Source organism: Pseudochrobactrum kiredjianiae (genome assembly GCF_030362795.1).
Classification (GTDB): domain Bacteria; phylum Pseudomonadota; class Alphaproteobacteria; order Rhizobiales; family Rhizobiaceae; genus Pseudochrobactrum; species Pseudochrobactrum kiredjianiae.
The window spans coordinates 60,346-86,555 of the sequence record NZ_JAUCBM010000007.1 but is presented as its reverse complement, the minus strand read 5'-3'; the positions used below and the strand labels follow the sequence as shown (position 1 = coordinate 86,555).

The window sequence follows — 26,210 nt, the reverse complement described above, 5'->3', positions numbered from 1 at the left end:
GAATGATAAAAAGCCGCGGGTCGATAAATCCGCGGCTCTTTTAATCAGGCTGATTGCATTGTTTATTTTGTAATGCCTGCATGTTTGCGCACGGCATCGCCAAAAGCGTGGAAGATTTTTGCCGAAGGGGCATCACTGCGCACCCAATATTCCGGATGCCATTGAACAGCCAGCGCAAAATCCTGCGCGCCTTTCACAGTTACAGCTTCAACTGTGCCGTCTTCAGCGATTGCCTCAGCAGAAAGCTTATCAGAGAGGCGATCAATAGCCTGCCGGTGTACCGAATTGGTGCTGATGGTGCTACTTTCCAGAATGGCGGCGAGGCAGGAATTCTCTGTGACTTCAACCGGATGGCAAATAGCATAGCGTTCATCACGGATGGTGGAAACCGGTGCGCGATGATCATTTTTACCATCCAGTTCCTGAATGTCGTTAGCCAGAGAGCCGCCGAGCGCCACATTCATTTCCTGCAATCCACGGCAGATACCAAGAACCGGAATACCACGTTCCAGTGCAGCGCGGATCAGCGGCAGCGTGGTTGCATCGCGATCCGGATCAAAAGGGCCATGTTGCTCGGTGGCTTCCTGTCCGTAATGTTGCGGATGCACGTTGGATCGTGAACCGGTGATCAGCAGACCATGGACGGCAGCAAAAAGCGCGTCATGATCAATTTTTTCACGAAGGTTGGGAACGAGCAGTGGTGTGACTTCGGCAACTTCTGCAAGCGCCGTAATATATTCAGATGGCGTGGCATGCCAGTTATTACCGTCAATATCGCGAATATCGGATGTGACAGCAATCAAAGGACGGGATTTCTGCATAATAAAACAGGCCTTGTCATGGTTGCGCGTGGCGGCAGGTCAGCCATTGGCACAGAATATGGTGACAATTGTAAGAGCCGGATTGAAACTATGGTCGGACTTTATAGACAGGCCGGATCATCAGCTTTCAGGCTTGGAATTTATCTACTGCAAAGTTGGCTGTTTTGAAACTGATTTTCTGGTGAGCGAAGCTATTTGAAAGCATCTTTGCAACAGACCTGATATGCGTGTCAGGAGCACTCATTCAAGGATAATCACAGCTTGCAAAGCTGCGAAATCCGGCTAAAAAACGACTGCTACTGTGCTGATTTGCATTGTGGTGCCATGGTGCTGCGTATAACAGAATTTTTAAATATATTTTTATAGTTATAATTCATACTAAGCCTGTCACAGCATTAACAACCTATGGCGTTGATTTTAATGTGAAAACACTTAAAAGTAGAAAAAATTGATACTAATTTTTAAAGTATTTTGGGCATACTTCCCCGCAAGGGGGAGCTGTAACAAATGACGTGGTTATTTAAAACCAATATTCCGGTGGATGTTCGCCTGTCATTTGTCAGAGCGCTATACGGCAATCGGGAAACTTTATGGTTCGGGTTAGCAGCACATTTGCTGACCTGTGCGGTTATTTATTTAAAAACCGATGATATTGTTTTCCTCGGATTTGCGGGCTTTTTTGCACTAACCACCAGTATTCGTATGCTGGATATGTATGTTTTCGACAGAGCCGATTTCAGCAAATTATCGCATGATAAAATCAATCGCTGGGAGTTGCACTATCTGATAGGTGCCTGTGCGATTTGCCTTTTGCTGGGGCTTTTGTGTTTTTACAGCACTTATATCATTAGTGATTCTTTTGCCGAACTGGCCAGTCTGGCTGTGTTGCTGGCATCAGTTGTTTCCATTGTCGGTCGCAATTACGCATCACGTAATGCGGTGGTCATGATGTCAGTTTGTGCTCTTATGCCCGTTCTAGCGGGCTTTGTTTTAACCAATAGTATTTTTCATATTATCATTGGCGCATTATTGGTGCCGTATTTTCTCAGCAATATTCAGATGGCCAATGGTCTGCGTCAGTCGCTGTTTGCAGCTGTGATGAATGAGCGCCGTCTGAGTACCGTTGTCAGCCGTTTCGACACCGCATTGAACAATATGCCTCAGGGGCTGGTAATGCTGGACGGCCGCGCTGCGATTGCCGTGGTTAATAAGCAAGTGCGGGATATGCTGAATATTTCGCAGAATATCAGCCTGTTGAACCGCTCTTTTGAAGTTGTGCTGCGCTATTGCAGCAAGCATGGTCTGTTCCCGCGTGCAGAGCTGGATAATGTGCGCATGCGCATTGCTGACCTGCTGGAAGGGCGACGTCAGCGCGATGTTTTTCAGTTTGGTGATGAGCGTTATATCGAAGTGATGTGTAATCAGCGCCGCGAAGAGGGAGCCGTGCTGATTTTTGACGATGTGACCGGTCGCATTGAGGCTGAGGCGCAAATTCAGCATATGGCACGCTATGACGGCCTGACAGGATTACCGAACCGCTTTTATTTTGAAACGCTGGTTCGTTCGCTGACGACGGGCAATAAACCGGATGATCTGGTTGCTTTGGCGGTTATTGATCTCAACCATTTCAAGCATGTCAATGATACCTATGGTCATCATGCCGGTGATGAATTGTTACGTCAGTTTGCCGAGCGGATGGCTGGTCTTGATCCGCAGCGCTTTGTGGCATCGCGTTTTGGCGGCGATGAATTTGTGCTGTTTATTCAGGGTATTAAGAACCGCGCACATATCAATACCGTTATGGATGAGGTTATTTCTTTCCTGTGCGGTGTTTATGAGTTTGCTTCACAGCAAATCTATCTGGATATCAGTGCCGGTGTGGCTGTTGATGTTACGAAAAATCTGGATTTACGCGGTCTGCATGTGAATGCTGATCTTGCTTTATATGAAGCCAAAAGCAGCGAGCATGATCGTTGGGTCGCTTTTGTTGAGGCGATGGATACCAAATATCGCTCCCGACAAAAGCTGAAAAATGATCTGCGTGAAGCGGTCAGAGCAGGTAATTTGACGGTTGTCTATCAGCCGATTGTCAGCCTCAACTCTTTGCGCATTGTAGCGGTTGAGGCGCTGTCACGTTGGCATCATCCGCAATTGGGACCCATCGGTCCCGCAGATTATATTCCTCTGGCTGAAGAAATGGGCATTATTACAGAGCTGACGCAATTCATGTTGCGCCGTGCTTGTGAGGATTGCGCCAGTTGGGGGCATAAAATCGGCGTTTCGGTCAACCTGTCGGCGATTGATCTGAAAAATACCGGCATTGTCGATATGGTGGTCGATGCTTTAAAGAAAGCACAGTTGCCGTCCTATCTGCTGGAAGTGGAAGTGACGGAAAGCGCAATCATCAGTGATCGTGTGAAAACCTGTGAGATGCTGCAAAAGCTGAAAAATTCGGGCATTAATATTGCGCTTGATGATTTCGGTACCGGTTATTCCAGTCTGAGTTACCTGAACACATTGCCTTTGACTAAAGTTAAAGTTGACCGTTCTTTTGTGCGCGATATTGTGACTGATCGCCGGGCTTTCATGTTGCTGCGTGGTGTCACACAGCTATCTCATGAGCTGGGCTTCGGCGTCACAATCGAAGGTGTTGAGACTGAAGAACAGTTGAAACTGATCCGTGGCACCGGTGGCGCTGATCTGGTGCAGGGCTTTTTGCTTGGTGCCCCACTGAGTGCCGCAGAAATTAATAAGCAGCTTGAGCAGTCACTGACAATAATCCCGAAGGGTTATAAGGTCAGTGTTGAGACAGACGGCCTGTCATCTTTTTAAAGTTATTTTGAAAGATATATCTCCGTATATACAAATTCTTTGCACGCAAATGCAAAAAATATCGATTGCACCTCATCGGGCACTTGCTTTTTCCACGTATTAAGAGAAATGGTTACCAGCATATTTGCGAATTGCTGTCAGCGGGCAAATATGTGCGGTGAGGCCCGAAAGGGATGTTGCTGTTTCCAGACGTTTGATATTTTCCAAAGCAGTAAACTGTGAGGGCAGGTTAGTGCTTTGAAAATATGCTGTATTTTAGGTTTGGCTTGAATTGGCCGGTTCTTAAAGTTGATAGCATATGCACTGTGCTTTGCTGCACAGATGTATTGGGAATGGCTGCACCATAGCTTTAGTTTATTGGTGGCGGACGATAATTTATGGCAGTCTCTCAACCGGTTGCGAAAGCACCATCCATATCGAATTTTGCCCGGCATATGCTGGAGTTTCTTGATCGAGTGGAATACCGGCGGGTTATTCATGCGGAAGATCTCGAGGAGATCGGCCGGTTGCGTTATCGTTCCTATATGACACGCAATGTCATGGACGATAATTTTCTCGGCACCATTATTGATGATGTTGACCGTGATCATCAGGCCTATGTCTATGGTGTTTATGTCGACAATATTCTGGTCAGCACCTTGCGTGTGCATCATATCACGGCAGACCACCGGATTGGCACCAGCGCCAAATTGTTTCCGGATATTCTGGGGCCGATGCTCGATAATAATATGAGCTTTGTTGACCCGACACGTTTTGCAGCAGACCCTGCTTATCTTGCCGAGTTTCCGGCGATTCCCTATCTGACCTTGCGCATTGCGGCGATGGCCTCAGAATATTTCAATGCCAGTTTTTGCTTGGCTGCCGTGAAACCGGAGCATATGGCTTTTTATAAGCGTATTTTCGGCTCGCAAATGCTGGCCGATCCGCGCGATCATGAAGGCTATGGCATTCAGGTGGGGTTGGGTGCCGCAGCTGTCAGCTCGATCCGTGATGCCGTTGCGGTACGGTTTCCGTTTTTTAAATCCCAGCTTCATGAACGGCGTAATATGTTTGCCGATATGCGTATTGGTAATGTGCCGCTGACTATTTTCCCGACGGCTAAATATACCGGATTGGGTGTCTGATCAGGTATATTGCGGAGCATTGCAGCAGATTGTCGCAACATTGCCTGTGAACTGGGCTTGCCTATCATGGGAAAACTGTGGTCAATTGATTTAACAAGATTTCTGAACCGGAAGACGGCCGTAAAGGAAGATATCTTTGGGGAGGAAGAAAGATATGGCAGAAATTCAGCATTGTCCCGCAGAGCTTGGTGCGCAGATGGATTATCCGGAGCATGAGCGGACCTATCATGGCTTTACCTTTCTGGTAAAGTGGGGAACCATTGTGCTTGTCGCATTGATGGCTGCGATGGCTTTTGCATTTTTTGCCGCAGGCTGGTTCGCAGGTGTTATTTTATTCGCGCTGATTATGGCTGCCGCTGTTTTTCTCATGTGAGCTGTTGCTTACAGAGCGCCGGAGATATGCAGAGTTTGGTTATACCGCCTTTAGGGCGGTATAATTTTTATGTCTCTCTGGTCAGTAAATCTGACATAAATGCGTATTTTCGATCACATTATAGATTTTTTGCATAATGGCACTTGCAGCCTGATTTTTCCGTGATTTACTGCGCCCGTTCAAAATTGTGCTTGGTGAGGAACCCGAGCTGATTTTGGCATGATTGGGGATAAGGAAAGTGAGGGCAGTTTTGTCTCAGGTAATATTCATTCCTGTTGAAACTGATCCGGTTGAAACACGGGTGGCGGCAACGCCTGAAACCGTGAAAAAGCTGATCGGTTACGGATTTAAGATCATTGTGGAAAGCGGGGCAGGTACGCAGTCCCGGATACCGGATCAGGCTTATACTGAGGCCGGTGCCGAGATTGGTAAAACCACCGATATTAAAACCGCAGATATTATTCTTAAATTGCGCCGTCCCTCACAGACCGAACTAAAAAACTATAAGACCGGCGCTGTATTGATCGCGATGATCGATCCTTATGGTCATGAGGACAGCGTTGCGGCTATTGCGCAAGCTGGCTTAACGGCTTTTACGATGGAATTTATGCCGCGCATCACCCGTGCGCAGGTGATGGATGTATTGTCGTCGCAGGCTAATCTGGCCGGTTATCAGGCGGTGATTGATGCGGCCTCAGAATATGACCGCGCCATGCCGATGATGATGACCGCTGCGGGAACCGTACCTGCTGCTCGTGTCTTTGTTATGGGGGCAGGCGTTGCCGGACTTCAGGCAATTGCGACTGCACGACGCCTCGGTGCCGTGGTAACGGCGACTGATGTGCGGCCTGCGGCTAAAGAGCAGGTTGCTTCACTTGGTGCGAAGTTTGTTGCCGTTGAGGATGAAGAGTTTAAAGCGGCTGAAACCGCCGGTGGCTATGCCAAAGAAATGTCAAAAGACTATCAGGCAAAACAAGCCGCGCTGGTTGCCGATCATATTGCCAAACAGGATATTGTAATTACTACGGCGCTTATTCCAGGGCGTGCGGCACCACGTCTGGTGAGTGCGGCTATGGTGGCCAGTATGAAGCCGGGCTCTGTGCTGGTTGATCTCGCGGTTGAACGCGGAGGCAATGTGGAAGGTGCCGTTGGCGGACAAGTGACGACAAAAGACGGTGTGAAAATTATCGGCCATATGAATATGGCCGGTCGCATTGCAGCGTCTGCATCGCAGCTTTATGCGCGTAACCTGTTCGCTTTTCTTGAGACCTTGATCGACAAAGAGACAAAACAGGTTGCGATCAATCTTGATGATGAACTCGTAAAAGCAACGGCACTGACCCATCAGGGCGCCATTGTGCATCCGGCTTTCGCTAATGTGTCTGTGGTGGCGGTAAAAGCTGAACCGGTCATCAAGGCAAGGGCCGCATCAACGCCTGCGCCAAAGAAAGCGCCGGTAAAAAAAGCTGTGCCGAAGAAGCCGGCAGCGGCGAAAGATGCGGCAAAACCGGCAGCTAAAACCGCTGTGCGCAAAAAAGCCGGAACAGAGACCGGAAATAAGGGAGATGAGGCATGAGTGCGGATTCTTTGAAAGAGGCACTGGGCGGTCTCGATAAAGCCGTTGAAAATCTGCGGGCTGCTGCGGAAGGGCTGGGCGGTTCAGACTCAATCAGCAATGCTGTGCATATTGCCAGCGGCGGCGTGATTGATCCGTTTGTATTTCAGCTGGCGATCTTCGTGCTGTCGATCTTTGTCGGCTATTACGTGGTCTGGTCGGTAACGCCTGCTTTGCATACGCCGTTGATGGCCGTGACCAATGCAATTTCCTCGGTGATCGTTGTTGGCGCACTGCTGGCCGTGGGGCTTTCCCTGTCCGGCTGGGCAACCGGTTTTGGCTTTGTTGCTCTGGTGCTGGCCAGCGTCAATATTTTCGGCGGTTTTCTCGTTACGCAACGCATGCTCGCCATGTATAAGAAAAAAGAGAAGTGAGGGGCATGGATATGAGTGTTAATCTGGCAGCCTTTCTTTATCTCGTTTCCGGCGTGTTATTTGTTCTGGCATTGCGCGGGCTTTCGCATCCGACAACCAGCCGACAGGGCAATTTTTACGGCATGCTCGGTATGGGCATTGCCATTGTTACCACGCTGGTACTGGCGCAGCCGTCTATCAACGGTTTGGCACTGATTGTGCTGGGTCTGGTGATCGGTGGCGGTATCGGTGCTGTTGTGGCCAAGCGTATTGCGATGACAGCCATGCCGCAGCTGGTGGCGTTTTTCCACTCGCTGGTTGGCCTTGCAGCTGTCATGGTCGCTGCCGCAGCTCTCTACTCGCCGCATTCTTTTGGCATTGGTGAAGTCGGCATGATCCATGCACAGGCGCTGGTGGAAATGTCGCTCGGCGTGGCCATCGGCGCCATCACATTTACCGGCTCGATCATTGCGTATCTCAAGCTGGACGGACGTATGTCGGGCAAGCCGATCATGCTGCCGTCACGCCATGTGATCAATGCGGCTCTGTTTATCGGCATTGTGGTGCTGGTCGTTGCGCTGGCGATGACCGAGAGCTATCTGGTGTTCTGGGCAATTGTGGTGCTGTCACTGCTGTTCGGTGTGCTTATCATTATCCCGATCGGCGGCGCGGATATGCCGGTGGTTGTGTCGATGCTCAACTCCTATTCAGGCTGGGCTGCGGCAGGGATCGGCTTTACGCTGGGCAATCTGGCACTGATCATCACCGGTGCGCTGGTTGGGTCTTCCGGTGCGATCCTGTCTTACATTATGTGTAAGGGTATGAACCGCTCGTTCATTTCGGTGATCCTTGGTGGCTTCGGTGGCGATACATCGTCTGCCGGTGGCAGCGGTGAAGTCGAACAGCGTCCGGTCAAGCAGGGTTCTGCCGATGATGCGGCTTTCATCATGAAAAATGCTGCCAAGGTTATTATCGTACCGGGTTATGGTATGGCGGTGGCACAGGCACAGCATGCACTGCGTGAAATGGCTGATAAGCTCAAAGCTGAAGGCGTTGAGGTTAAATATGCCATTCATCCGGTGGCAGGGCGTATGCCGGGGCATATGAACGTGCTGCTGGCAGAAGCAAATGTGCCTTATGATGAAGTGTTCGAGCTGGAAGATATCAACTCTGAATTTGCGCAGGCCGATGTGGCTTTTGTCATCGGCGCAAATGACGTGACCAATCCGGCAGCAAAAACCGATCCGCAATCACCGATCTTCGGTATGCCTATTCTTGATGTGGATAAGGCCGGAACGGTGCTGTTTATCAAGCGCGGCATGGGCTCCGGTTATGCCGGTGTGGAGAATGAATTGTTCTTCCGTGACAACACCATGATGCTGTTTGCTGATGCAAAGAAGATGGTCGAGAATATCGTCAAGGCACTGGATTAAACCGTATTCTTGAACGGATGAAAGAAAAGGCGGCTTTCGAGCCGCCTTTTTTAATGTGATTTTAGAAGTGTTTAACGCCGCATTTAACAAAAATCCATACTGTCAGCAGCTTGAGGAATTTTGTTTATCAGGAGATTCAATTCGTATCCGGCTTACAGGCCGTACACTAGTTTATCCTGACGGGCGCGTAGTTCTGCAAGGCGCGAATTGGCAGGCAAGGCTGCATTATCATAGGTGATAAGTTCGCCTTTTTTGATTGGCTTCAACACTTTTGCACCGGTCAGCATTCCGCATGGGATGGCTTTGGCGCTACGTGCTTCACCGGCCGTCATGATCCATGCGCGGTAGCAATATTCACCGATCGCATCGAGTGTTTCACCCGCTGCCATATCTTTCTTGGCAACCGCTGCAACTTCAGCTGTGGGTTTGCTCAGCGGCACCATATCGGCTTTGCCGTAAAGCACTGCGCGGGCGCACGTGAGTGGGACTTCCAGCGAGGTCAGGTGATATGGGCGATGGAAGGTGAAATAAGGGCCTTTGCCCATTTTCAGGTCTTCCATGCGCTCGGAAATACGTGGATGCGACATATCCGCGACGACAAACACACCCGGTGCCACACCTTTGCCGATTGTGTAATCGACCACGCCGACCTGAGACAGCAAGCCGCCGTCTTTCTCAGGGATGAGCGTTGAGGAGAGCTGATCCAGTGTGGCCGCAGGGCCATGCATACCGGCTTTGTCCGGCACTAAGCCGGTAGCATTGGCAATCGCTGCCATTTCCACCATGGTTTTGGAGCCGTCCACAAATTCCACCAGCAGGCGCACATTCATGTTACGACGGGTGGCTTCCTCAATGTAATTATCGGGAATAGCATCAATATTGAGTGGATTGTTCTTGCCTTTACCGGCTGCGACAATAGGATGCCCCATAGCCGAAACAAACTCGATCAGCTCCATACAGGCGGAAGGCTCGTCACCGGCGCCGAGTGAATAGACAACGCCAAGACGATCTGCTTCGCTTTTTAAATAAGCGCCGATTGTCACATCAGCTTCAACATTCATCATTACGAGGTGCTTGCCGTGCTCCATAGCACGCAGACCGATTTCCGCACCGACTGCCGGAATACCGGTCGCATCAATTACAACATCAATTCGGTCGTCATTGAGAATGAGGTCTGCATTATTAGTTACAGCAATTTTATGGGCTTCGAGCGCAAGGCTCAGATCAGAGCCGGTGCCAACCTCACGGGCATGGCCTTGTTCGCCATAGGCAATTTCAGCGGCTTTGAGGGCGCGTTCAGGATTGTTTTCTGAAATGGCGCCGATCTCAATTCCCGGCATATGGGCAACACGGGTCACGATGTCGGTTCCCATTTCGCCACAGCCGATCAGGCCGATGCGGATAGGTTTGCCGGTATCAGCGCGGGCTTTCATATCACGCGCTAAGCCGGTGAGAGCGACATTGGTGGCCATGATTTTTCTCCGCGGATTGTGTTTTGCGGGAGTAAGACCCGCCTGATAATGACACGTATTAAAGACCAGAGCATTTCGCAGTCAAGTTGGAACAACTTGATGGCCGTGATAATGCGACCACTAAGAAGCTAGAGCGAGCAGCGTAGTTTAACATGGGCGTAAACCGCTCTAGATTAAAGATCAATAAGATAAAGGCTGCATCAGTGCGGCATGACAGAGCAGGAGTAGTTAGAGTGCCGGATAGCGTAAAAAAGCCTGAATGGGATCTCGTGATCTTTGATTGTGACGGTGTTCTGGTGGACAGTGAGCCGTTGGCAGCACTGGCTTTTCATAATGTTTATGCCCGTCATCATATGCCAATTCCTGACGGCACGGTAGCCAAAGGTGTGGGAATGAAGCAGGCGGATATTATTCGTCTGATCGGTGATCTGACAGGCCATTATCTGCCGGATGCGGCGCAGGATGACATCTGGCCGGAAACGCATCGTGTGTTTTCTGAAGCCTTGCAGCCTTGTGACGGTATTGCCGGTGTGTTGGAGCGTCTGAAAGCGCCTCGTTGCGTAGCCTCATCCTCTTCACCGCAGCGTATTGCCTTTAGTCTGGAAAAGACCGGTCTGATTAATGCGTTCGCCAAAGGTGAAATACCAGCGTTATATTCGTCAACAATGGTCAAACGCGGTAAACCGGCACCGGACCTGTTCTTATATGCGGCAGAGAAATTCGGTGCTGATCCGGCACGTTGCGTGGTGTTTGAAGATTCACCTTTCGGCGTGGAAGGCGCGGTTGCAGCAGGGATGACAGCGATCGGTTATACCGGTGGCGGACATACTTATGCGGGACACACGGAAAAGCTTTTGGAAAAAGGTGCAAAAGCGGTTTATAGCAGCTGGAAAGACATAGAGAATAACCTTCTCTGAAAAAGCGAATCCATCATAAAGGTCTATAGCAATGAAAGATGCGATCACTCTGGATCAGCTGCGCGAAGCAATCGGCACGGAAATCGGTTGCTCTGAATGGCGGGTGGTAACTCAGGAAATGATCAACCAGTTTGCGGATGCAACGGATGATCACCAGTTTATTCATGTCGATCCGGAGCGTGCTGCAGCAGAAACACCGTTTGGCGGCACAATCGCTCATGGTTTTCTGACGATTTCATTGCTTTCGACTTTGGCCTTTGAAGCGCTGCCGATGTTGCAGGGCGCAACCATGGGCATTAATTACGGTTTTGACAGTGTGCGTTTCATGTCGCCGGTCAAAACCGGTACCCGCGTTCGTGCCCGTTTCAAACTGGCTGATGCGGATATCCGCCCTTCCGGTCGTGTGGTCAATCATTATGATGTGACACTGGAAGTGGAGGGGATGGTCAAACCGGCGTTGACTGCGCGGTGGCTGACTATTGCCGTCGTCCCACCTGCTGAGTAAAGTTTCAGGCCAGAACGGACTGCAAATGGCGTTTTTCTACGTTTCCGGTACTCATGTACTTAAGTACACTGCGCTCCGCTTCTCGAAAAACACCATTTTCGCCGCGTGCTGACCAAAAACGTGGCCGCGCCGTTTTAGAGCATTTCACAGTCAAGTTGGATCAACTTGGACAGTCCGGGATAATGCGACAAACTAAAGAATCTAGAGCGGGCACTACGATCCAACATGAACGTAAACCGCTCTAGTGTAATGTATCCAGCGGGGCAGGCCGATCAGGATACTCGGTCAGCAGGGCTTTAAGCGCAAAAGGCCCGTGCAAAAACATGCCGATATCATAGGCGTTTTTCTTCTGGCTGCCGGAAATAAACAGCAAATGCATTTTGAAAAAGTTGCCCTTTGCCTGTTTGTAACGGGCCGGGGAATGAATGTGTTTGAAACGGATATGGTTGATCAGCGGCGGATTATTCGTCTGAATTTTCAGTGCCTTGGCAGGTTCTGAGTTATAAAAATGAATGATATCCGTCAGTGCTTGAAACTCTGCCCAGAAGAGCGGACTGTCATTCAGCAGCACGCGCACATCTTCCCGCAGGGTCTTCGCGCGTGGGTGGAGAGCAATCATCAGCAGGCAGGAACCGGCAGCCAGCAAAGAGACCGGCTGTTTGCGCAGAAGTTCCGGCTCGGTGCGCCAGACCTCGGTTAAAGCTTCAATTGCCGGTACTGTGCCGAGACTGTGCCCCATGATGATAACTTCATCCGCATCACTGCCACGTAATTTCTCTGCCAGCATTTGTGCAAAGATTTGTTTGCGTTCCCGTAGTTTTGGACTGTTGTCATAAATCCGGTCATAGGCCGCTGACCAGTCATCAAGCAGGTAGGAGATGAAGAGTTTTTCATCCAGTGCCCGTATCAGTGCGTAGCAAATGCCAAATGCCAGCGGCAGCGACCAGAGCATGTGCAAAGCTGAAAAGCCTACCAGTACCGGTGCGGCAGTGATGCCGAGTGTTAAGGCCAGCATAGCCAGCACCATCAGAAACGGCCACATGAAGAACATCACAAAACGCCAGCTTGTACGGCCATAACGCCATAAAGTGCCGGTGAAAAGAATGTTCAGAAAGGCACGACTGCCGGTAAATAAACGGCGGGGCAGGGAACGTGCTGCATAATCGTCAAAAATATCTGCGGTGCCGAATTGGCAGAATTCACTTTGCGTTTCCCAGTTCTCACCTTGGGCGCGTACCTGCATTGCGCCGCTGCCGTGGGCGGCGTCAATCATTGGCGATATGGCCGTTTTTGTACCCCACAGCTTGTCGAAGTCGCTCATAATTTTGCGATGGCGCACACGAACAGCTTTGGGATGAAGACCCTCATAACCGGTAAAATTGATAATGAGGCGTTTTTGAATGGTCATGAACAGGGTGCTTGTCAAAATAAATCAGGGTAATGCGGCGCAGTGCAGTGCAGAAGATGCTTTAGAGCGCTCCGCTGTAAATGAACAATCACATTAAAGCTATTGATCTTTGCTCAAATAAAAACACCGCGCCTTATGAAAGACGCGGTGCTTAAAGATGAATTATGACAGTTTCAGGACGTTGAAAGTATCGTCAGACGGCTGCGTCCAGTGCGCCTTCACTCAGCAGTCCGAAAACATAGGTGCCAAAAGAGCGCCAGCATTCCAGCCGGAATTCTGTTACTGACAAGCGCCACAGCACAATTTCAGCTTTGCCGAAGACTGTGCGCGATGCAGCACCGACCGGAAAGACGGTCAGCGATAAATCTTGCGGGCAACCGGCATTGATGGTTGCCTCTGCACCTTCGCCGGAAATAATCAGGCCGATATTGCGGTGTGACACATCGGTGGCAGCATGCAAAATTTCCACACCTTGCAAATCCGTAAAGGGTGACTGCCCGCCGGTATCAATCACCAGCCATTCATCGGGCCCGAGCCATAGAGCTGAACGCGTGCCTTTTGTGGCACTGTGTTTCGGCTTTTGTGGCAGGGTGACGCCAAGTGCCTTGGACAGCGCAGCAATATCAGCGGCACGAGCGCGGAGCGAAATGCGCTCCGCTGGTTCTGCCGGAATGATCTGTACTGCACCGTTACCGGCACGGCGATTGCCCAGAACTGTGATGCGCTGTGCGGTTACTTCTGAGTTAGACATGCAGGCGCTCTCCCTTTTCGTCAATAAAGACGGGGCCGGTTACTTCAACTTCGATCACACGGTCGCTCATCGGCACAAACAGAGTTTTGCCATGCAGATTAAATCCGTCATGCACCACAGCCATTGCAATGGAACGTCCAAGATTGGACGACCAGTAGGAAGAGGTGACGTGACCGAGCATTTTCATTGGCTTTGGCTGGTTCGGATCGGCAACGATCTGTGCGCCTTCATCCAGCACCGTGTTCGGGTTTTTGGTCAGCAAGCCGACCAGTTGTTTACGGCCATCGGCCACCAGATCAGGGCGACGCATACCGCGAATACCAACAAAGTCGGTTTTCTTCTTGGAAACAGCCCAGCCAACCGCTGCATCATGCGGGGTCTGAGTGCCGTCTGTATCCTGACCGATAATGATATAGCCTTTTTCGGCACGCAAAACGTGCATGGTTTCTGTGCCGTAGAGGCAGGCGCCCATAGTTTTGGCGCGTTCCCACACTTTTTCCAGCACGGATTGACCGTAATCGGCAGGGACGTTGATTTCAAAGCCCAGTTCACCGGTAAAGGACATGCGGAACAGACGGGTCGGTACACCGCAGAATTTACCTTCAGCCACGCTCATATGCGGGAAGGCTTCGTTGGAAATATCAATGCCTTCAACAAATGGCGCGATGATTTCACGGGCTTTTGGCCCCTGAATGGCAATCACTGCCCATTGCTCGGTAGTTGATGTCAGCCAGACATTGAGATGCGGGAACTCGGTCTGGAGATAATCTTCCATATGGTTGAGCACACGCGGTGCGCCGCCGGTTGTGGTGGTGACGTGGAAGCGGTCATGTGCCATGCGGCCGACCACACCATCATCCATCACAAAACCGTCTTCACCGGTCATGATACCGTAGCGGCAGCGACCTGGTTTCAGCGTATCCCATGCGTTTGTGTACATCAGATTGAGAAACTCAGCCGCATCAGGGCCGACAACTTCGATCTTACCCAAGGTCGAGGCATCGAAAACACCGGCCGCTTCACGCACGGTTTTGCACTCGCGGGACACTGCATCATGCATGGTTTCACCGGCCTGCGGATAGTACCACGCACGCTTCCAGTTGCCGACATCCTCATAGACTGCACCGTTTTTCACTTCAAACTGATGCAGTGCGGTCTGGCGTGCCGGATCAAACAGATGATCGCGGGACGAATTGATGAGAGTGCCGAAAGTGACCGGCGTATAAGGCTGGCGGAAGGTAGTGAGACCAACCTGTGGAATTGGCTTGTTCAGTGCTTCCGAGGCAATCGCCAACCCGTGCATATTGGACATTTTGCCCTGATCGGACGCCATGCCGTTGGTGGTGAAGCGCTTGATATGCTCAATCGAATGCATACCTTCGCGCACGGCATTGCGGATATCCTTGGCGCAGACATCATGCTGGAAGTCGATAAAGGCTTTTACATTGCTGTCAGGGCCTGCACCGGCTGTGGCGCCAACCATACCGCCACTCCAGCTATAGGCTGTGGTGCCGCTGATGCTGGTTGCATCGCTTACTTTTCCGCTGGTCGCAAGACCTGCAGAGGTTCCGGCTGCAATGGCTTCATCAATGGTGGCCTGCAGGTCGTCGGTGCCGTTGCAGGTGCCGACGCTGACGGACGGCTGTGCGTAGACATCCGGCAGGAAACGCTGTTTGGCATCGTCAAAGCGCAGCTTGCCGCGCGATTGCGAGAACAAATGCACCGATGGTGTCCAGCCGGAGGAGGTGATCAGCGCATCAATGGTATATTTGCGGCCTGATTTTGCGCCATTGGTGCCAACCGTCATGGATTTCACGCGCAGCTTGCCGCCAACGGTCAGAACACAATGATTGACCAGCACCGGAATATTCAACCGGCGGGCTTCCGCCAGTACAGCCTCACCCGGATGGGCGCGGGCATCGACAATCACCGGAATATCAACGCCTGCATTTTTTAGATCAAAGGCAGCTTCATAGGCACTGTCATGAGCGGTGAAGACACCGACATGCGCGCCGACAGCCACACCGAAATGATTGAGATAGGTGCGGGCAGCCGAAGCCAGCATCACACCCGGACGGTCATTATTGGCAAACACCATATGCCGCTCAATAGAGCCGTTCGCGAGAATAACGCGTTTGGCACGTACCTGCCACAGACGCTCACGCGCGGTGTTCTTCTCCGGCAATGCAACATGGTCGCTGACGCGCTCGGCCAGAGCTACAAAATTATGGTTATAATAGCCGAAAGCCGTGGTGCGGGTGAGAACGCGTACATTTGGCATGGCGTTAAGTTCAGCCGCGGTGGCCTGCGCCCAAGCAAAACCGTCTTGCCCGTTAATCTTGGTGCCGTTTTCATGGTGCAGGGCACCGCCAACTTCCGGCTGCTCGTCGCAGAGGATAACTTTGGCACCGGTACGCGCCGCAGCAAGTGCTGCGCTTAAACCTGCAACCCCTGCGCCGACAACCAGCACATCACAATGCTCATAGCGGCCTGCATAGCGGTCAGGGTCGGGCTCGGTCGGTGTAACGCCCAGACCCGCAGCGCGACGGATGATCGGCTCGTAGACCTTCTCCCAAGCCTTTCTAGGCCACATGAAAGTCTTGTAGTAGAAGCCTGCACCAAAGAAAGGCGAGAACAGGTCATTTACTGCGCCGATGTCGAAGGACAAAGACGGCCAGCGGTTCTGCGACTCTGAGTGCATCCCTTCGAAGACTTCCTGCACGGTGGCACGCACATTTGGCTGACGATGGGCTTTGTCGCGGGAAATATCCAGCAGCGCATTCGGCTCTTCCGGCCCTGCAGACAGAAAGCCGCGTGGACGGTGATATTTGAACGAACGTCCGATCAGGTGAATATCATGGGCAAGCAGTGCCGAGGCGACAGTATCGCCTGCCAATGCTGTATAAGACTTGCCGTCAAAGGTGAAACGGGCGGTTTTCGCCGGTGTCAGACGGCCTTTACCGGTAATGCGTTTTGAGCCGCTCATTTGCCACTCTCCTTGGCCGCAACACTGTTTGTCTGCGTAATTTTGCTGAGATCCGGTTTCGGCTCTCCGGCTTTGTAGGTGAGCAGGAACCTGTCGCTCACCGTATCACGCGCTGCGTTGAAGAAGCGGCCGCAGCCGTGAATATGCCGCCAGCGTTCAAAAATCACGCCTTTGGGATTGTCGCGCCAATAGAGAAACTCAACAAATTCTTCGTCCGAAAGCTCGGTTATATTGGTCGGGCGGGCAATATGGGCATCGTGTGCGCTGCGGAACTCCAGTTCCGAGCGGTCTTCGCCGCAATAAGGGCAATGGATCAAAAGCATGATAATTATCCTTAGTGGGCTACGGCTGCTGCTGCTGCTTCGTCAATCAGGCGGCCGGTGCGGAAACGATCAAGCGTGAAGCCGGCAGCCAATGCATGGGGTTCACCACGGGCGATCAGATGGGCGAACAGATGGGCAGAACCCGGTGTTGCCTTGAAACCGCCAGTACCCCAGCCTGCATTGATGAACAGGTTTTGCACAGGGGTTTTGCTCTGGATTGGTGCGCGGTCGATGGTGTTATCGGTGACACCGCCCCATTGGCGCATCATCTTCACACGGCGGAACATCGGGAACAGCTCACAGATTGCATCCAGCGTATGAGTAATGATCTGCAACCCGCCGGTTTGGGAGTAGGAGTTATATTGATCTGTGCCTGCGCCGATCACGAACTCGCCTTTATCCGACTGAGAAATATAAGCATGAACCGCATTAGACATGACGACGCATGGTACAATCGGTTTCATCGGTTCAGAAACCAGTGCCTGCAATGGGGAGCTTTGCAGTGGCACGCGAACATCAGCCATATTCATGATGACAGAGGAGTGACCGGAAGCCGAGACGCCGATCTTCTTAGCGCCGATAAAGCCGCGATTGGTTTCTACACCGCTGACACTGCCGTCGGCATTGCGGCGAATGCCGAGCACTTCACAATTCTGGATAATATGAACACCACGGTCTGAAGCCGCACGGGCATAACCCCATGCAACGGCATCGTGACGGGCAACGCCGCCGCGACGCTGCAAGGCCGCACCATTGATCGGATAGCGGGAGTTTTGTGAAATATTCAGCGGCGGGCAATAGGCCTTGGCTTGTTCCGGTGTCAGCCATTCATTGTCGATGCCATAAAGGCGGTTGGCATTGATGTGGCGGCTGAAGGATTGCTTGTCATGGATATTATGCGACAACATCAATACGCCGCGCGGCGAGAACATCACATTGTAGTTGAGATCCTGCGACAGACCTTCCCACATTTTGAGCGAATGCTCATAGATATTCATGCTCTCTTCATACAGGTAGTTGGAACGGATGATGGTGGTGTTACGGCCGGTATTGCCGCCGCCGATCCAGCCCTTTTCCAGTACTGCAATATTGGTGATGCCGTGTTCTTTGGCCAGATAATAGGCGGCACCCAGACCGTGGCCGCCGCCGCCGACAATAATCACATCATAGCTGGCACGCGGTTCCGGTGAAGCCCATTGTGGCTCCCAGCCTTTATTGCCGCGCAGTGCTTCACGGGCAACTGCAAATACTGAAAACTTACGCATAATGTCCCCTTATTTGGGAGCGGAAGGTTTTTCCGCCTGTTGTTTTCAAGATAGACCAAATGCCGACACCAACTTTGCCATTTTACGACGGGTTGTGGCGTATCATGCGGTTTTTATTTGCTGAAAAGCTTCAAAACGCTGTTTGCTTTCCAAGCAGCATAACAGAGAAAGGACTCACTATGTTTTGTGCTTCTTTACGCGATATCAATTGCAGAGAATCTCTGTGAAAAGACCGGAGATTTTTGGGTGGTCTGAAAGAAAAGTAGTCCTGTTCACTCAACGAAATACCCAAATAAAACGTGATTTTTACCGTTAAAACTGTAATAATGAGGTTGATAAGGCCTGATCGGGGGTGCCGTTGCGGATTCCGTGTGGACAATTACGCCGGAGACTGTTAAACGGCACTCGAATTTGCATCGGAAGGCCGTTGCGAAGTCTTAAGATTTCCAGCCATCAGACGGCTCCCTAGCGGAACTGCCAGACTGAGTTGTCTTTGAGGCTCACCGATGCCTTCAGGCTAAACTGAAAATCTAACTGAAACGGAACGGGATTACACGTGCAGGTACTCGTACGCGATAATAATGTTGATCAGGCTCTCCGCGCTCTTAAGAAAAAGATGCAGCGTGAAGGTATTTTCCGCGAAATGAAAATGCGCGGCCATTATGAAAAGCCATCTGAAAAGCGCGCCCGCGAAAAGGCTGAAGCCGTTCGCCGCGCACGCAAGCTGGCTCGTAAGCGCGCACAGCGTGAAGGTCTGGTAGGCGGCGGTCGCGTAGCGGCCCGCTAATCAGAGCGAACCTGTAGCTGTTTGCTGCATGGTTTCTGATCAGATATACTGATGAAGCAGCGCATGATCGTGAGATCGTGCGTTTTGCTTTGTGTTAGAGCATAATTCCTTAAACTTTGATCAGTTTAAGGTAAAATTATGCTCTAATTTTAAAGTGTTAGAGCGACCTTTGTGTGCCAAGTCTGGCACACGGCGCTCTAATGTTTTTGACAATGCTGATCACTTGTTCACGGGAACTGGTGAAATATGTAGCTTTATTGTAAAATTTGACCATGCCAATATATTTGCATCGCTGAAAAACAGCTTTAAGGTGGGGTGAATATTCGCTTCCGCCTTTTTTCTGTATGGCGGGGTAAAGCTGTCGGGCAACAGGCGATCATCGTCTGCGCAAGCCTTGGGATATAATCTGCGGTGTGTCGCCTCTGATAAGAGCGTTGGTATGCTGCTTTTGAGGAGTGCATGAATGGCATCTTTGGTGAGTGTAAATCTGACGCGACAAGAGCCGCGCCGGTTTTGGCGCAATATGGTGCTGGGTGCAGCATCCTGCGCAGTTTTGGCTCTTGCGGGCTGTCAGAGCACTTCCAATTCCATTCTCACACCTGTCGATCTGGCGCAGGGCTCCAGCGAGAATATCGGTTCGCTGACAACGGTTATTCAGAGCAATCCGCGTAATCCTGAGAGCTATAATGTGCGTGGCTCTGCCTATGGTAAGGCAGGGCGCTACCGTGAGGCGATGAAGGATTTTGATACAGCGATCCAGCTCGACCCGAATTATTATCAGGCCTATGCCAATCGCGCGCTTATTCAGCGCTATCTGAAAAATGATGCAGCGGCCGTACAGGATTACAGCCGCGCCATTCAGATCAATCCGCAATATGATGCGGCCTATACCGGTCGTGGTAATGTGTATCGTCAGGCAGGGCGTCTGGATGAGGCGATGTTGGATTTCAACCGCGCCATCCAGCTGGATACGACGGATGGCCGTGCCTATCACAATCGCGGTCTGATTTATCAGGCACGTGGCCAGCACAAACAGGCGATTGAGGATTTCTCGGCTGCTGCCTCCCTCCAGTCGAATGCGCCAGAGCCTTATAATGGCCGCGGGATTTCCTATGCGGCACTTGGCGATTACGATAACGCCTTTGATGATTTCAATACGGCTATCGGGCTGGATGACAAGGTTGCTGAGAGCTGGGCCAATCAGGCGCTGGTCTATGAGCATCGTGGCGATAAAAAGCGTGCAGCGGCCTCCTATGCCCGTGCTGTGCAGCTTGATCCGCAATATAAGCCGGCCAAAGATGGTCTGAGCCGCACACGATAACTGTGTGCACTTATATTAGCTCAGCATAGCAAGTTAAAGAGCCGCAGGATTGAATATCCGGCGGCTCTTTTCTTATGGCAGAAGCTCTCTATATTATTGGCTATGTCTTTATTCGACCATATCGGCTTTGAGAGCCGGAATATTCCGGCATCCTATCAATTTTACTCCGGCAGCATGGCTGCACTGGAGCTTCGTGTGTTGCAGACGGCTGACAATCTGTTTTTTGTCAGCGGCAATGCCCGTAGTTCATTGCCGTTTTTGCGGGTGATTGCTGCAAAGGGTGGCGCTGCAGAGGAACCGGCGCTGCAACCCGGAGAGCATCTGCATCTGAAATTCAGTGCCAAGAGCCGTGAGCAGGTCGAGATCTTTTATCAGGCGGCGTTGAAATCCGGCGGACGCGACAGCGGCGCGCCATCCTATCAGGGGCCGCAGGAGATGGGCTATTTCGCGGCTCTGGTATTTGATCCCGACGGCAATACTGTTGAAGTCGGTGTTCATGAGAAACATAGCTAATTCTGTGAGATAGTAAAAAGGCCGGTTTTCACCGGCCTTTGTTTTTGCGCATGTCTTTATCCCAAAACCGGTGTCCACTTTTGGGAGACATGCTTTAGCGCTTAACGATACGCTTATCGACTTTTTGTACTAAGCGGTCACCGATCCACTGGATCAGGCAGACAATCACAATCAGCACAGCCACAACAGCCGCCATAATCGGATAGTTAAAGCGCTGATAGCCATAACGGATAGCAAGGTCGCCCAGACCACCGGCACCGATTGCACCGGCCATAGCCGAAGCACCAATCAGCGTGACGATTGTCACGGTAAAGCCTGCAATCAGACCCGGCATGGATTCCGGTATCAAAACTTCCTTGATAATCGTCCAGCGGCTTGCACCCATGGAACGCGCAGCTTCGATCAGACCGTGATCGACTTCACGCAGCGATACTTCCGCCATACGGGCATAATAAGGGATCGCGGCAATCGACAGCGGCACAATGGATGCCCAAGTGCCAAGTGCCGTACCCATAATCAGGCGTGTGAACGGGATCAGTGCCACCAGCAGGATGATAAAGGGTACTGAGCGGAAGGCGTTGACCACTGCACCGACAACACGGTTCACGGCAATATTTTGCAACAGCCCGTTACGGTCTGTCAGGATCAGCAGCAGACCGAGCGGCAGGCCGAAAATCAGAGTGAACAGGCTGGAGAAGCCGGTCATGATCAGGGTTTCGCCAAGTGAGCGCCAAAGCAGATCAAGCATTGCGGGTGTCAGGAACTGAGACATATCCAGCAACCTCCGTTTCATCACAAATTGTCTTCAGAAAACCAACAGCCTTTTGCAGGTCTGACTGGTTATGTGCGGGGAGGCCGAGGAATAATGTACCGACCGGCTCTCCCTGAATGGTATCAATACCGCCATGAACAAGGCGGGCATTGAGGCCGGAGGCAGAGGCGATATCATTGATGATCGGTCTGCGGGCAGCTTCACCGGAAATGCGGATGCGGATGATGGCTTCACTCGCAGCTTGCTGATCCTGTGTCAGATGCGCAGCGATACTTTCCGGCAAGGCAGGGGTCAGCATTTTCAGCAGGTTCTTAGTGGTTTCTGTTTTCGGGCGGGCAAAAACCTCCCAGACAGGGCCTTGTTCGGCGATCTGTCCGTGATCCAGCACAATCACACGGTCGGCAATTTTGCGGATTACATCCATTTCATGGGTAATCAGCAGAATGGTCAGACCGAGTTTCTGGTTGATGTCTTTCAGCAGTGCCAGAATGGACTGGGTAGTTTCCGGATCAAGGGCAGATGTTGCTTCATCGGACAGGAGCAAGCTCGGTTTAGCCGCCAAAGCACGGGCAATACCGACGCGCTGTTTCTGACCACCGGAAAGCTGTGCCGGATAATGCTGTGCACGTTCAGAGAGGCCGACCAGTTCCAGAAGCTCGGCAACGATTTTTTGCCGTTCGGGTTTGGCAATACCTGCAATCTTCAACGGCATTGCAATATTTTGCGCAACAGTTTTGGCTGACATCAGGTTGAAGTGCTGAAAAATCATGCCGATACGGCGACGTACCGGTTGCAACTGGCGCTCAGTAAGTCCTGTAATTTCCTGACCTTCAATGATGACCGAGCCATTGTCCGGCTGCTCCAACCCGTTGAGGCAACGGATCAAAGTCGATTTTCCGGCACCGCTGCGGCCGATAATGCCGAGAATTTCACCGCGATTCACTGAAAGGGAAATATCATTGACGGCAGGTGTGTCGCCGAACATGCGTTTAATATTGGAAAGTTTGACAACTTCATCACCGGTCACGGGAGGCTGACCGGATACGGAAGACAGCTTTTGCTGCATATTCTTTATTGGAGCTGAAGTATTCACTTTATCCTCGAGCTCTTTCTTTAAATTGAGGCAATAATAACGGAGCAAAAAAGGCAATGCTCAGAGTGCAAAACGGTCCGGATGAATCCGGACCGTTAATATGCGCGGTTTAAGCCTGAATGTTAAGACAGGTCTTATTCCCAGGCTGGGATACCGGTGCCTTTATAGGCGCGGTCAAGCTCTGCTTTAACAGGTTCATTCTGGAAAGCTGCAATCAATGGTTTGACCCATGCTGCATCTTTGTCGCCTGTGCGGATTGCAATAAAGTTGCGGTAAGGATTGTTTTCCTTAGCTTCCCAACCGATTGCATCTTTCACTGGATCCAGACCGGATTTGGCAGCCCAGTTGTTGTTAACCACAGCTGCATCGAGATCATCGATAGAAAGGCCGACAACACCGGCATCCAGTTCTTTGATTTCAAGCTTTTTAGGGTTTTCAACAATATCAATCGGGGTTGCAAGAATGCCTGCATCCGGATTGAGTTTAATCAGACCTTTGCTTTCGAGAACGCGCAGGGCGCGGCCTTCATTGGTCGGGTCATTCGGTACGCCGACAATTGCGCCGTCTTTCAGATCTTCCAGCTTTTCAACTTTGCGGGAATAAATGCCGATCGGGAAAAGGGCAGTATAACCGGCAACAGAAATTTTGTAGCCCTGTTGTTTGATCTGCTCATTCAGATAAGGCTCATGCTGAAACGCATTGGCGTCAATTTCTTTACGTTCCAGCGCTTCATTTGGCTGGGTGTAATCATTGAAGATAACGGTTTCGATTTTGAGGCCTTCTTTTGCAGCCTGCTCAGCGACAACTTTCCAGATGTCTTCATCTTCGCCGCCCATAATGCCGACTTTGATCGACTGATCTGCGGCCTGAACTGACAGAGGTGCAGCAAATGCAACGCTCATGGCAACAGCGGAAAGCAGCATCATTTTCATGCCGGTGCGGCGCGAAATTAAAGTTTTGACGCGGGCGATATCTAACAACGACATTGCTGTTTTCCTTATAAAATCGTCAGGAAGCGATCTTTCGCTTGCCTGTTTTGCCTCACCAATCTCTCACCTGTTTGCTCTCAATCGGAGGCAGGCGGATTGTGTGATCATATTCTTCACAGAATGGCGTCTGATAACAAGGAAGTTTAAACTACGAAAAAGATATTTTTAGAATATTTTTGCTTAATTATTGATATTTACGAATAAAACTATCGCAGATAAATATATGTTTATATTTAGCATTGTGCGTTTCGTAATAAGGTGCAGTGGTGCGGAATCGTCTTTCACCGTTAAGACAGCACAAAAACGCCCGCAATGCATGATGCGCTGCGGGCCGGGTAAAATGCGGAAATATGTTTAGTGCTAAGTTTTAATCGATGAATACGCGCACACTGGCGGCACGGCCAATGGCATCAATGACGGTTAGTGTGGAATAGCCTGCGCCATCCGGTTGCCAGAGACCAGAACGCTTGCGTGAAGCTTTATCCAGTGGTTTGCCATTGGCTAGCCAGATGAACGGAGCGCGGCCGCCCTGCATTTTCAAAGCCAGCGGTGCGGTGCTGCCGTCAGACTGGTTGGAGAGTTCAACCCGTGCACCTTCCGGCGGAAACAGGATTTGCGGTGCGGATTCCCGCACGGATGCACTGACAAGCGGCGAGAGATAAGGCGTGAAGCGGCGTAGAGATACGGGCAGCTCGGACTGGCGCAGCCGCATCGTGCCGACAGGCGCGGGGCTGAGCGGGGTGAACCCGACGCCGGATTTGGAAAAAGCTTCAAACAGGATCGGCGCGGCAGAACCATAGCCGCTCAAACCCGGAACAGCGCCATTATCAGCGCGGCCAACCCATACACCCAGCACATAACGTCCGTCAAAGCCCACTGACCATGCATCGCGATAGCCATAGCTGGTGCCGGTTTTATAGGCGAGGCCGCGTTGCATCGAGCCAAGCGGTGGTTTGACGCCTGCCAGCACATCGGCAACCTGCCATGCGGCGGCAGGTTGCAGCAGCGGCTCACCGGCAATGATGTTGGTGCCGTCTTTGGCACGGGCATCCACACCATTGGAAATAATAGAGGCTTTGCCGCGATTGGACAGACCGGTGTAAAGCTGCACTAGATCTTTGAGACTGATGCCAAGCCCGCCAAGACCAATGGCCAGCCCCGGTGTTTCACCCGGCGGCAATGTGGTTTTGATCTCTGCGCGGCGCATCCGCACCATCAGACGTGTTGCACCAACACTATCCAATAAGCGGACAGAGGGCACATTGAGCGAGAGTTGCAGTGCCTCACGCACCGTCACATCGCCCTGATAGCTCATATCAAAATTGCGCGGGCGATAGCCGGAGAAATTAGTTGGCCGGTCTTCAATAATAGTTTCCTGCATCACCAGACCGTCTTCAAAAGCCAGTCCGAAGATGAAAGGTTTGAGTGCCGAACCCGGTGAGCGTTGCACATTGGTCATATCAATCCAGCCGGAGCGGCTGGAGTCGAAATAATCCGAGGAACCGACTTCACCGATAATCTCACCGGTGAGTGCATCGGCCATCACCATGGCGACGGAGATTTTAGGGCCAAGGCGTTTGGCAGAATCCATTGCCACGGTTTCCAGCGCCTGTTGTACAGAGCGCTTGAGCGTAACATGATGCACATTGGCTTGGCTGTCTTTGCGCAGAGCGGTTTCACTGACATGCGGTGCAAGTGCTGGCATTGGCAGACGACGTTTCGGTATTGCCAGATGTGCGGCACGGTCTGCCTCATCATTACCGATCAGCGAGACGACGGCTAAGCGGTTGAGTACCCGATCACGGGCGGCACGCGCATTATCAGGATAGCGGTCGGGACGGCGGCGCTCCGGCAATTGCGGCAAGGCAATCAGCAGGGCTGCTTCCGAGGTTGTGAGCCTGCGCGGTTCTTTGCCGAAATAGGCGAGGCTCGCAGCACGGATGCCTTCAAGATTACCGCCAAAGGGCGCAAGTGTCAGATAGGCATCGAGAATTTCTTCTTTTGACAGACGGCGCTCAATTTGCACGGCGCGCAGCATCTGACGAAACTTGGCGAAGAACGAGCGCTCCGTGCGCGGTTCAATCAGACGGGCGACCTGCATCGACAAGGTGGAGCCGCCGGAAATAATGCGCCCGTGGCTGGCAAGTTGTACCGCCGCACGCCCCATAGCGCGCGGATCAATGCCGGTATGATCGCGGAACCGCTGATCCTCATAGGCAATCAGCATTTCGATGAATTGCGGATCGACATCTTTATGGGTGGTGGCAAGCCGCCAATGACCGGACGGAATAGCAAAGGCACGCAGCAGATTGCCGTCGCGATCCATCACTTCTTTGGATGTCTGGGTGACAACCTCCAGCGGCGGCGGAAAGGCCTTATCGAGAATTTCCAGACTGCCCCATGCCACAGCCAAAGCAATCGCAGTGCCGCTCAAAAACATGAGCATTTTATGCGCGCGCAATGTTTTACTGGGTTGGTTCTCGGCCAAAAGCTGTCTCCGCCTGCAAGCTCAGGCTTAATTTAAGACGGCTGATTGTACCGTCCTGATAATATTGCA

22 protein-coding genes are annotated in these 26,210 nt (G+C 51.6%); 11 read left to right on the top strand and 11 right to left on the bottom strand.

Features of this window, described 5'->3' with window-relative positions:
* Positions 1–62 precede the first annotated feature (62 nt).
* Positions 63–821, bottom strand: a complete 759-nt coding sequence (locus QUF18_RS14170) for a gamma-glutamyl-gamma-aminobutyrate hydrolase family protein (protein WP_289387886.1) — start codon at positions 819–821, stop codon at positions 63–65.
* A gap of 507 nt (positions 822–1,328) precedes the next feature.
* Between QUF18_RS14170 and QUF18_RS14165 the strand changes: the two genes are divergently transcribed.
* The 6 genes from QUF18_RS14165 to QUF18_RS14140 all read left to right on the top strand — a co-directional run bounded on the left by QUF18_RS14165 (position 1,329) and on the right by QUF18_RS14140 (position 8,551).
* Positions 1,329–3,653, top strand: a complete 2,325-nt coding sequence (locus QUF18_RS14165; RefSeq protein WP_289387885.1) for a putative bifunctional diguanylate cyclase/phosphodiesterase — start codon at positions 1,329–1,331, stop codon at positions 3,651–3,653.
* Positions 3,654–4,030: 377 nt separating this feature from the next.
* Complete coding sequence (locus QUF18_RS14160) at positions 4,031–4,777, top strand: N-acyl amino acid synthase FeeM domain-containing protein (protein WP_289387884.1); 747 nt, start codon at positions 4,031–4,033, stop codon at positions 4,775–4,777.
* A 154-nt stretch (positions 4,778–4,931) separates the two neighbouring features.
* A complete protein-coding gene (locus tag QUF18_RS14155; RefSeq protein ID WP_289387883.1) occupies positions 4,932–5,150 on the top strand; it encodes an aa3-type cytochrome c oxidase subunit IV in 219 nt (72 codons plus the stop codon).
* A 250-nt stretch (positions 5,151–5,400) separates the two neighbouring features.
* Positions 5,401–6,726 (top strand): Re/Si-specific NAD(P)(+) transhydrogenase subunit alpha, encoded by a 1,326-nt coding sequence (locus QUF18_RS14150; protein WP_289387882.1) that lies wholly within the window; start codon positions 5,401–5,403, stop codon positions 6,724–6,726.
* The gene (locus tag QUF18_RS14145; RefSeq protein ID WP_289387881.1) at positions 6,723–7,139 is read left to right on the top strand and encodes an NAD(P) transhydrogenase subunit alpha part 2; all 417 of its coding nucleotides are present in this window, start codon (positions 6,723–6,725) and stop codon (positions 7,137–7,139) included. The genes QUF18_RS14150 and QUF18_RS14145 overlap by 4 nt, the downstream gene beginning before the upstream one ends.
* Positions 7,140–7,150: 11 nt before the next feature.
* Positions 7,151–8,551: an NAD(P)(+) transhydrogenase (Re/Si-specific) subunit beta gene (locus QUF18_RS14140; RefSeq protein WP_289387880.1), complete on the top strand. Its 1,401-nt coding sequence runs from the start codon at positions 7,151–7,153 to the stop codon at positions 8,549–8,551.
* A gap of 152 nt (positions 8,552–8,703) precedes the next feature.
* On the opposite strand, the gene QUF18_RS14135 is transcribed toward QUF18_RS14140, so the two are convergent.
* Entirely contained in the window at positions 8,704–10,023 is a 1,320-nt protein-coding gene (locus QUF18_RS14135; protein WP_289387879.1) for an NAD(P)H-dependent oxidoreductase, read from the bottom strand.
* A gap of 233 nt (positions 10,024–10,256) precedes the next feature.
* Between QUF18_RS14135 and QUF18_RS14130 the strand changes: the two genes are divergently transcribed.
* Both QUF18_RS14130 and QUF18_RS14125 read left to right on the top strand, forming a co-directional pair.
* A complete protein-coding gene (locus QUF18_RS14130) occupies positions 10,257–10,940 on the top strand; it encodes an HAD family hydrolase (protein ID WP_289387878.1) in 684 nt (227 codons plus the stop codon).
* A 31-nt stretch (positions 10,941–10,971) separates the two neighbouring features.
* The gene (locus QUF18_RS14125; RefSeq protein ID WP_289387877.1) at positions 10,972–11,445 is read left to right on the top strand and encodes a MaoC family dehydratase; all 474 of its coding nucleotides are present in this window, start codon (positions 10,972–10,974) and stop codon (positions 11,443–11,445) included.
* 241 nt (positions 11,446–11,686) lie between these two features.
* Here the strand turns inward: QUF18_RS14125 and QUF18_RS14120 are convergent, their stop codons facing one another.
* The 5 genes from QUF18_RS14120 to QUF18_RS14100 form a co-directional block, all read right to left on the bottom strand.
* Positions 11,687–12,853, bottom strand: a complete 1,167-nt coding sequence (locus QUF18_RS14120; RefSeq protein WP_289387876.1) for an alpha/beta hydrolase — start codon at positions 12,851–12,853, stop codon at positions 11,687–11,689.
* 193 nt (positions 12,854–13,046) lie between these two features.
* A complete protein-coding gene (locus QUF18_RS14115; RefSeq protein ID WP_289387875.1) occupies positions 13,047–13,604 on the bottom strand; it encodes a sarcosine oxidase subunit gamma in 558 nt (185 codons plus the stop codon).
* Positions 13,597–16,590 carry a sarcosine oxidase subunit alpha gene (locus tag QUF18_RS14110; RefSeq protein WP_289387874.1) on the bottom strand — a complete coding sequence of 998 codons (2,994 nt, stop codon included), beginning with the start codon at positions 16,588–16,590 and terminating at the stop codon, positions 13,597–13,599. The genes QUF18_RS14115 and QUF18_RS14110 overlap by 8 nt, the downstream gene beginning before the upstream one ends.
* Entirely contained in the window at positions 16,587–16,913 is a 327-nt protein-coding gene (locus tag QUF18_RS14105; RefSeq protein ID WP_289387873.1) for a sarcosine oxidase subunit delta, read from the bottom strand. The genes QUF18_RS14110 and QUF18_RS14105 overlap by 4 nt, the downstream gene beginning before the upstream one ends.
* A gap of 11 nt (positions 16,914–16,924) precedes the next feature.
* The gene (locus QUF18_RS14100; protein ID WP_289387872.1) at positions 16,925–18,178 is read right to left on the bottom strand and encodes a sarcosine oxidase subunit beta family protein; all 1,254 of its coding nucleotides are present in this window, start codon (positions 18,176–18,178) and stop codon (positions 16,925–16,927) included.
* A gap of 556 nt (positions 18,179–18,734) precedes the next feature.
* On the opposite strand from QUF18_RS14100, the gene rpsU reads away from it, so the two are divergent.
* The 3 genes from rpsU (at position 18,735) to QUF18_RS14085 (ending at position 20,799) form a co-directional block, all read left to right on the top strand.
* Complete coding sequence (gene rpsU, locus QUF18_RS14095) at positions 18,735–18,965, top strand: 30S ribosomal protein S21 (protein ID WP_022712514.1); 231 nt, start codon at positions 18,735–18,737, stop codon at positions 18,963–18,965.
* 523 nt (positions 18,966–19,488) lie between these two features.
* The gene (locus QUF18_RS14090) at positions 19,489–20,286 is read left to right on the top strand and encodes a tetratricopeptide repeat protein (protein ID WP_374807179.1); all 798 of its coding nucleotides are present in this window, start codon (positions 19,489–19,491) and stop codon (positions 20,284–20,286) included.
* 102 nt (positions 20,287–20,388) lie between these two features.
* The gene (locus tag QUF18_RS14085) at positions 20,389–20,799 is read left to right on the top strand and encodes a VOC family protein (RefSeq protein WP_289387951.1); all 411 of its coding nucleotides are present in this window, start codon (positions 20,389–20,391) and stop codon (positions 20,797–20,799) included.
* A 94-nt stretch (positions 20,800–20,893) separates the two neighbouring features.
* On the opposite strand, the gene QUF18_RS14080 is transcribed toward QUF18_RS14085, so the two are convergent.
* The 4 genes from QUF18_RS14080 to pbpC all read right to left on the bottom strand — a co-directional run bounded on the left by QUF18_RS14080 (position 20,894) and on the right by pbpC (position 26,093).
* On the bottom strand, positions 20,894–21,559 hold the full coding sequence (locus tag QUF18_RS14080; RefSeq protein ID WP_289387950.1) for a methionine ABC transporter permease: 666 nt from the start codon (positions 21,557–21,559) through the stop codon (positions 20,894–20,896).
* Positions 21,540–22,637 (bottom strand): methionine ABC transporter ATP-binding protein, encoded by a 1,098-nt coding sequence (locus tag QUF18_RS14075; RefSeq protein ID WP_289387870.1) that lies wholly within the window; start codon positions 22,635–22,637, stop codon positions 21,540–21,542. Before QUF18_RS14075 ends, QUF18_RS14080 begins: the two co-directional genes overlap by 20 nt.
* A 161-nt stretch (positions 22,638–22,798) precedes the next feature.
* Positions 22,799–23,650, bottom strand: coding sequence for a MetQ/NlpA family ABC transporter substrate-binding protein (locus QUF18_RS14070; RefSeq protein ID WP_289387869.1), 852 nt, complete (start codon positions 23,648–23,650; stop codon positions 22,799–22,801).
* A gap of 370 nt (positions 23,651–24,020) precedes the next feature.
* A complete protein-coding gene (gene pbpC / locus QUF18_RS14065; RefSeq protein WP_289387949.1) occupies positions 24,021–26,093 on the bottom strand; it encodes a penicillin-binding protein 1C in 2,073 nt (690 codons plus the stop codon).
* Between the last annotated feature and the right edge of the window lie 117 nt (positions 26,094–26,210).

Coding starts and splice junctions, on each gene's coding strand:
- QUF18_RS14170 (WP_289387886.1), bottom strand. CDS start 821: ATGCAGAAATCCCGTCCTTTGATTGCTGTCACATCCGATATTCGCGAT.
- QUF18_RS14165 (WP_289387885.1), top strand. CDS start 1,329: ATGACGTGGTTATTTAAAACCAATATTCCGGTGGATGTTCGCCTGTCA.
- QUF18_RS14160 (WP_289387884.1), top strand. CDS start 4,031: ATGGCAGTCTCTCAACCGGTTGCGAAAGCACCATCCATATCGAATTTT.
- QUF18_RS14155 (WP_289387883.1), top strand. CDS start 4,932: ATGGCAGAAATTCAGCATTGTCCCGCAGAGCTTGGTGCGCAGATGGAT.
- QUF18_RS14145 (WP_289387881.1), top strand. CDS start 6,723: ATGAGTGCGGATTCTTTGAAAGAGGCACTGGGCGGTCTCGATAAAGCC.
- QUF18_RS14140 (WP_289387880.1), top strand. CDS start 7,151: ATGAGTGTTAATCTGGCAGCCTTTCTTTATCTCGTTTCCGGCGTGTTA.
- QUF18_RS14135 (WP_289387879.1), bottom strand. CDS start 10,023: ATGGCCACCAATGTCGCTCTCACCGGCTTAGCGCGTGATATGAAAGCC.
- QUF18_RS14125 (WP_289387877.1), top strand. CDS start 10,972: ATGAAAGATGCGATCACTCTGGATCAGCTGCGCGAAGCAATCGGCACG.
- QUF18_RS14120 (WP_289387876.1), bottom strand. CDS start 12,853: ATGACCATTCAAAAACGCCTCATTATCAATTTTACCGGTTATGAGGGT.
- QUF18_RS14115 (WP_289387875.1), bottom strand. CDS start 13,604: ATGTCTAACTCAGAAGTAACCGCACAGCGCATCACAGTTCTGGGCAAT.
- QUF18_RS14110 (WP_289387874.1), bottom strand. CDS start 16,590: ATGAGCGGCTCAAAACGCATTACCGGTAAAGGCCGTCTGACACCGGCG.
- QUF18_RS14105 (WP_289387873.1), bottom strand. CDS start 16,913: ATGCTTTTGATCCATTGCCCTTATTGCGGCGAAGACCGCTCGGAACTG.
- QUF18_RS14100 (WP_289387872.1), bottom strand. CDS start 18,178: ATGCGTAAGTTTTCAGTATTTGCAGTTGCCCGTGAAGCACTGCGCGGC.
- QUF18_RS14090 (WP_374807179.1), top strand. CDS start 19,489: ATGGTGCTGGGTGCAGCATCCTGCGCAGTTTTGGCTCTTGCGGGCTGT.
- QUF18_RS14085 (WP_289387951.1), top strand. CDS start 20,389: ATGTCTTTATTCGACCATATCGGCTTTGAGAGCCGGAATATTCCGGCA.
- QUF18_RS14075 (WP_289387870.1), bottom strand. CDS start 22,637: ATGCAGCAAAAGCTGTCTTCCGTATCCGGTCAGCCTCCCGTGACCGGT.
- QUF18_RS14070 (WP_289387869.1), bottom strand. CDS start 23,650: ATGTCGTTGTTAGATATCGCCCGCGTCAAAACTTTAATTTCGCGCCGC.
- pbpC (WP_289387949.1), bottom strand. CDS start 26,093: ATGTTTTTGAGCGGCACTGCGATTGCTTTGGCTGTGGCATGGGGCAGT.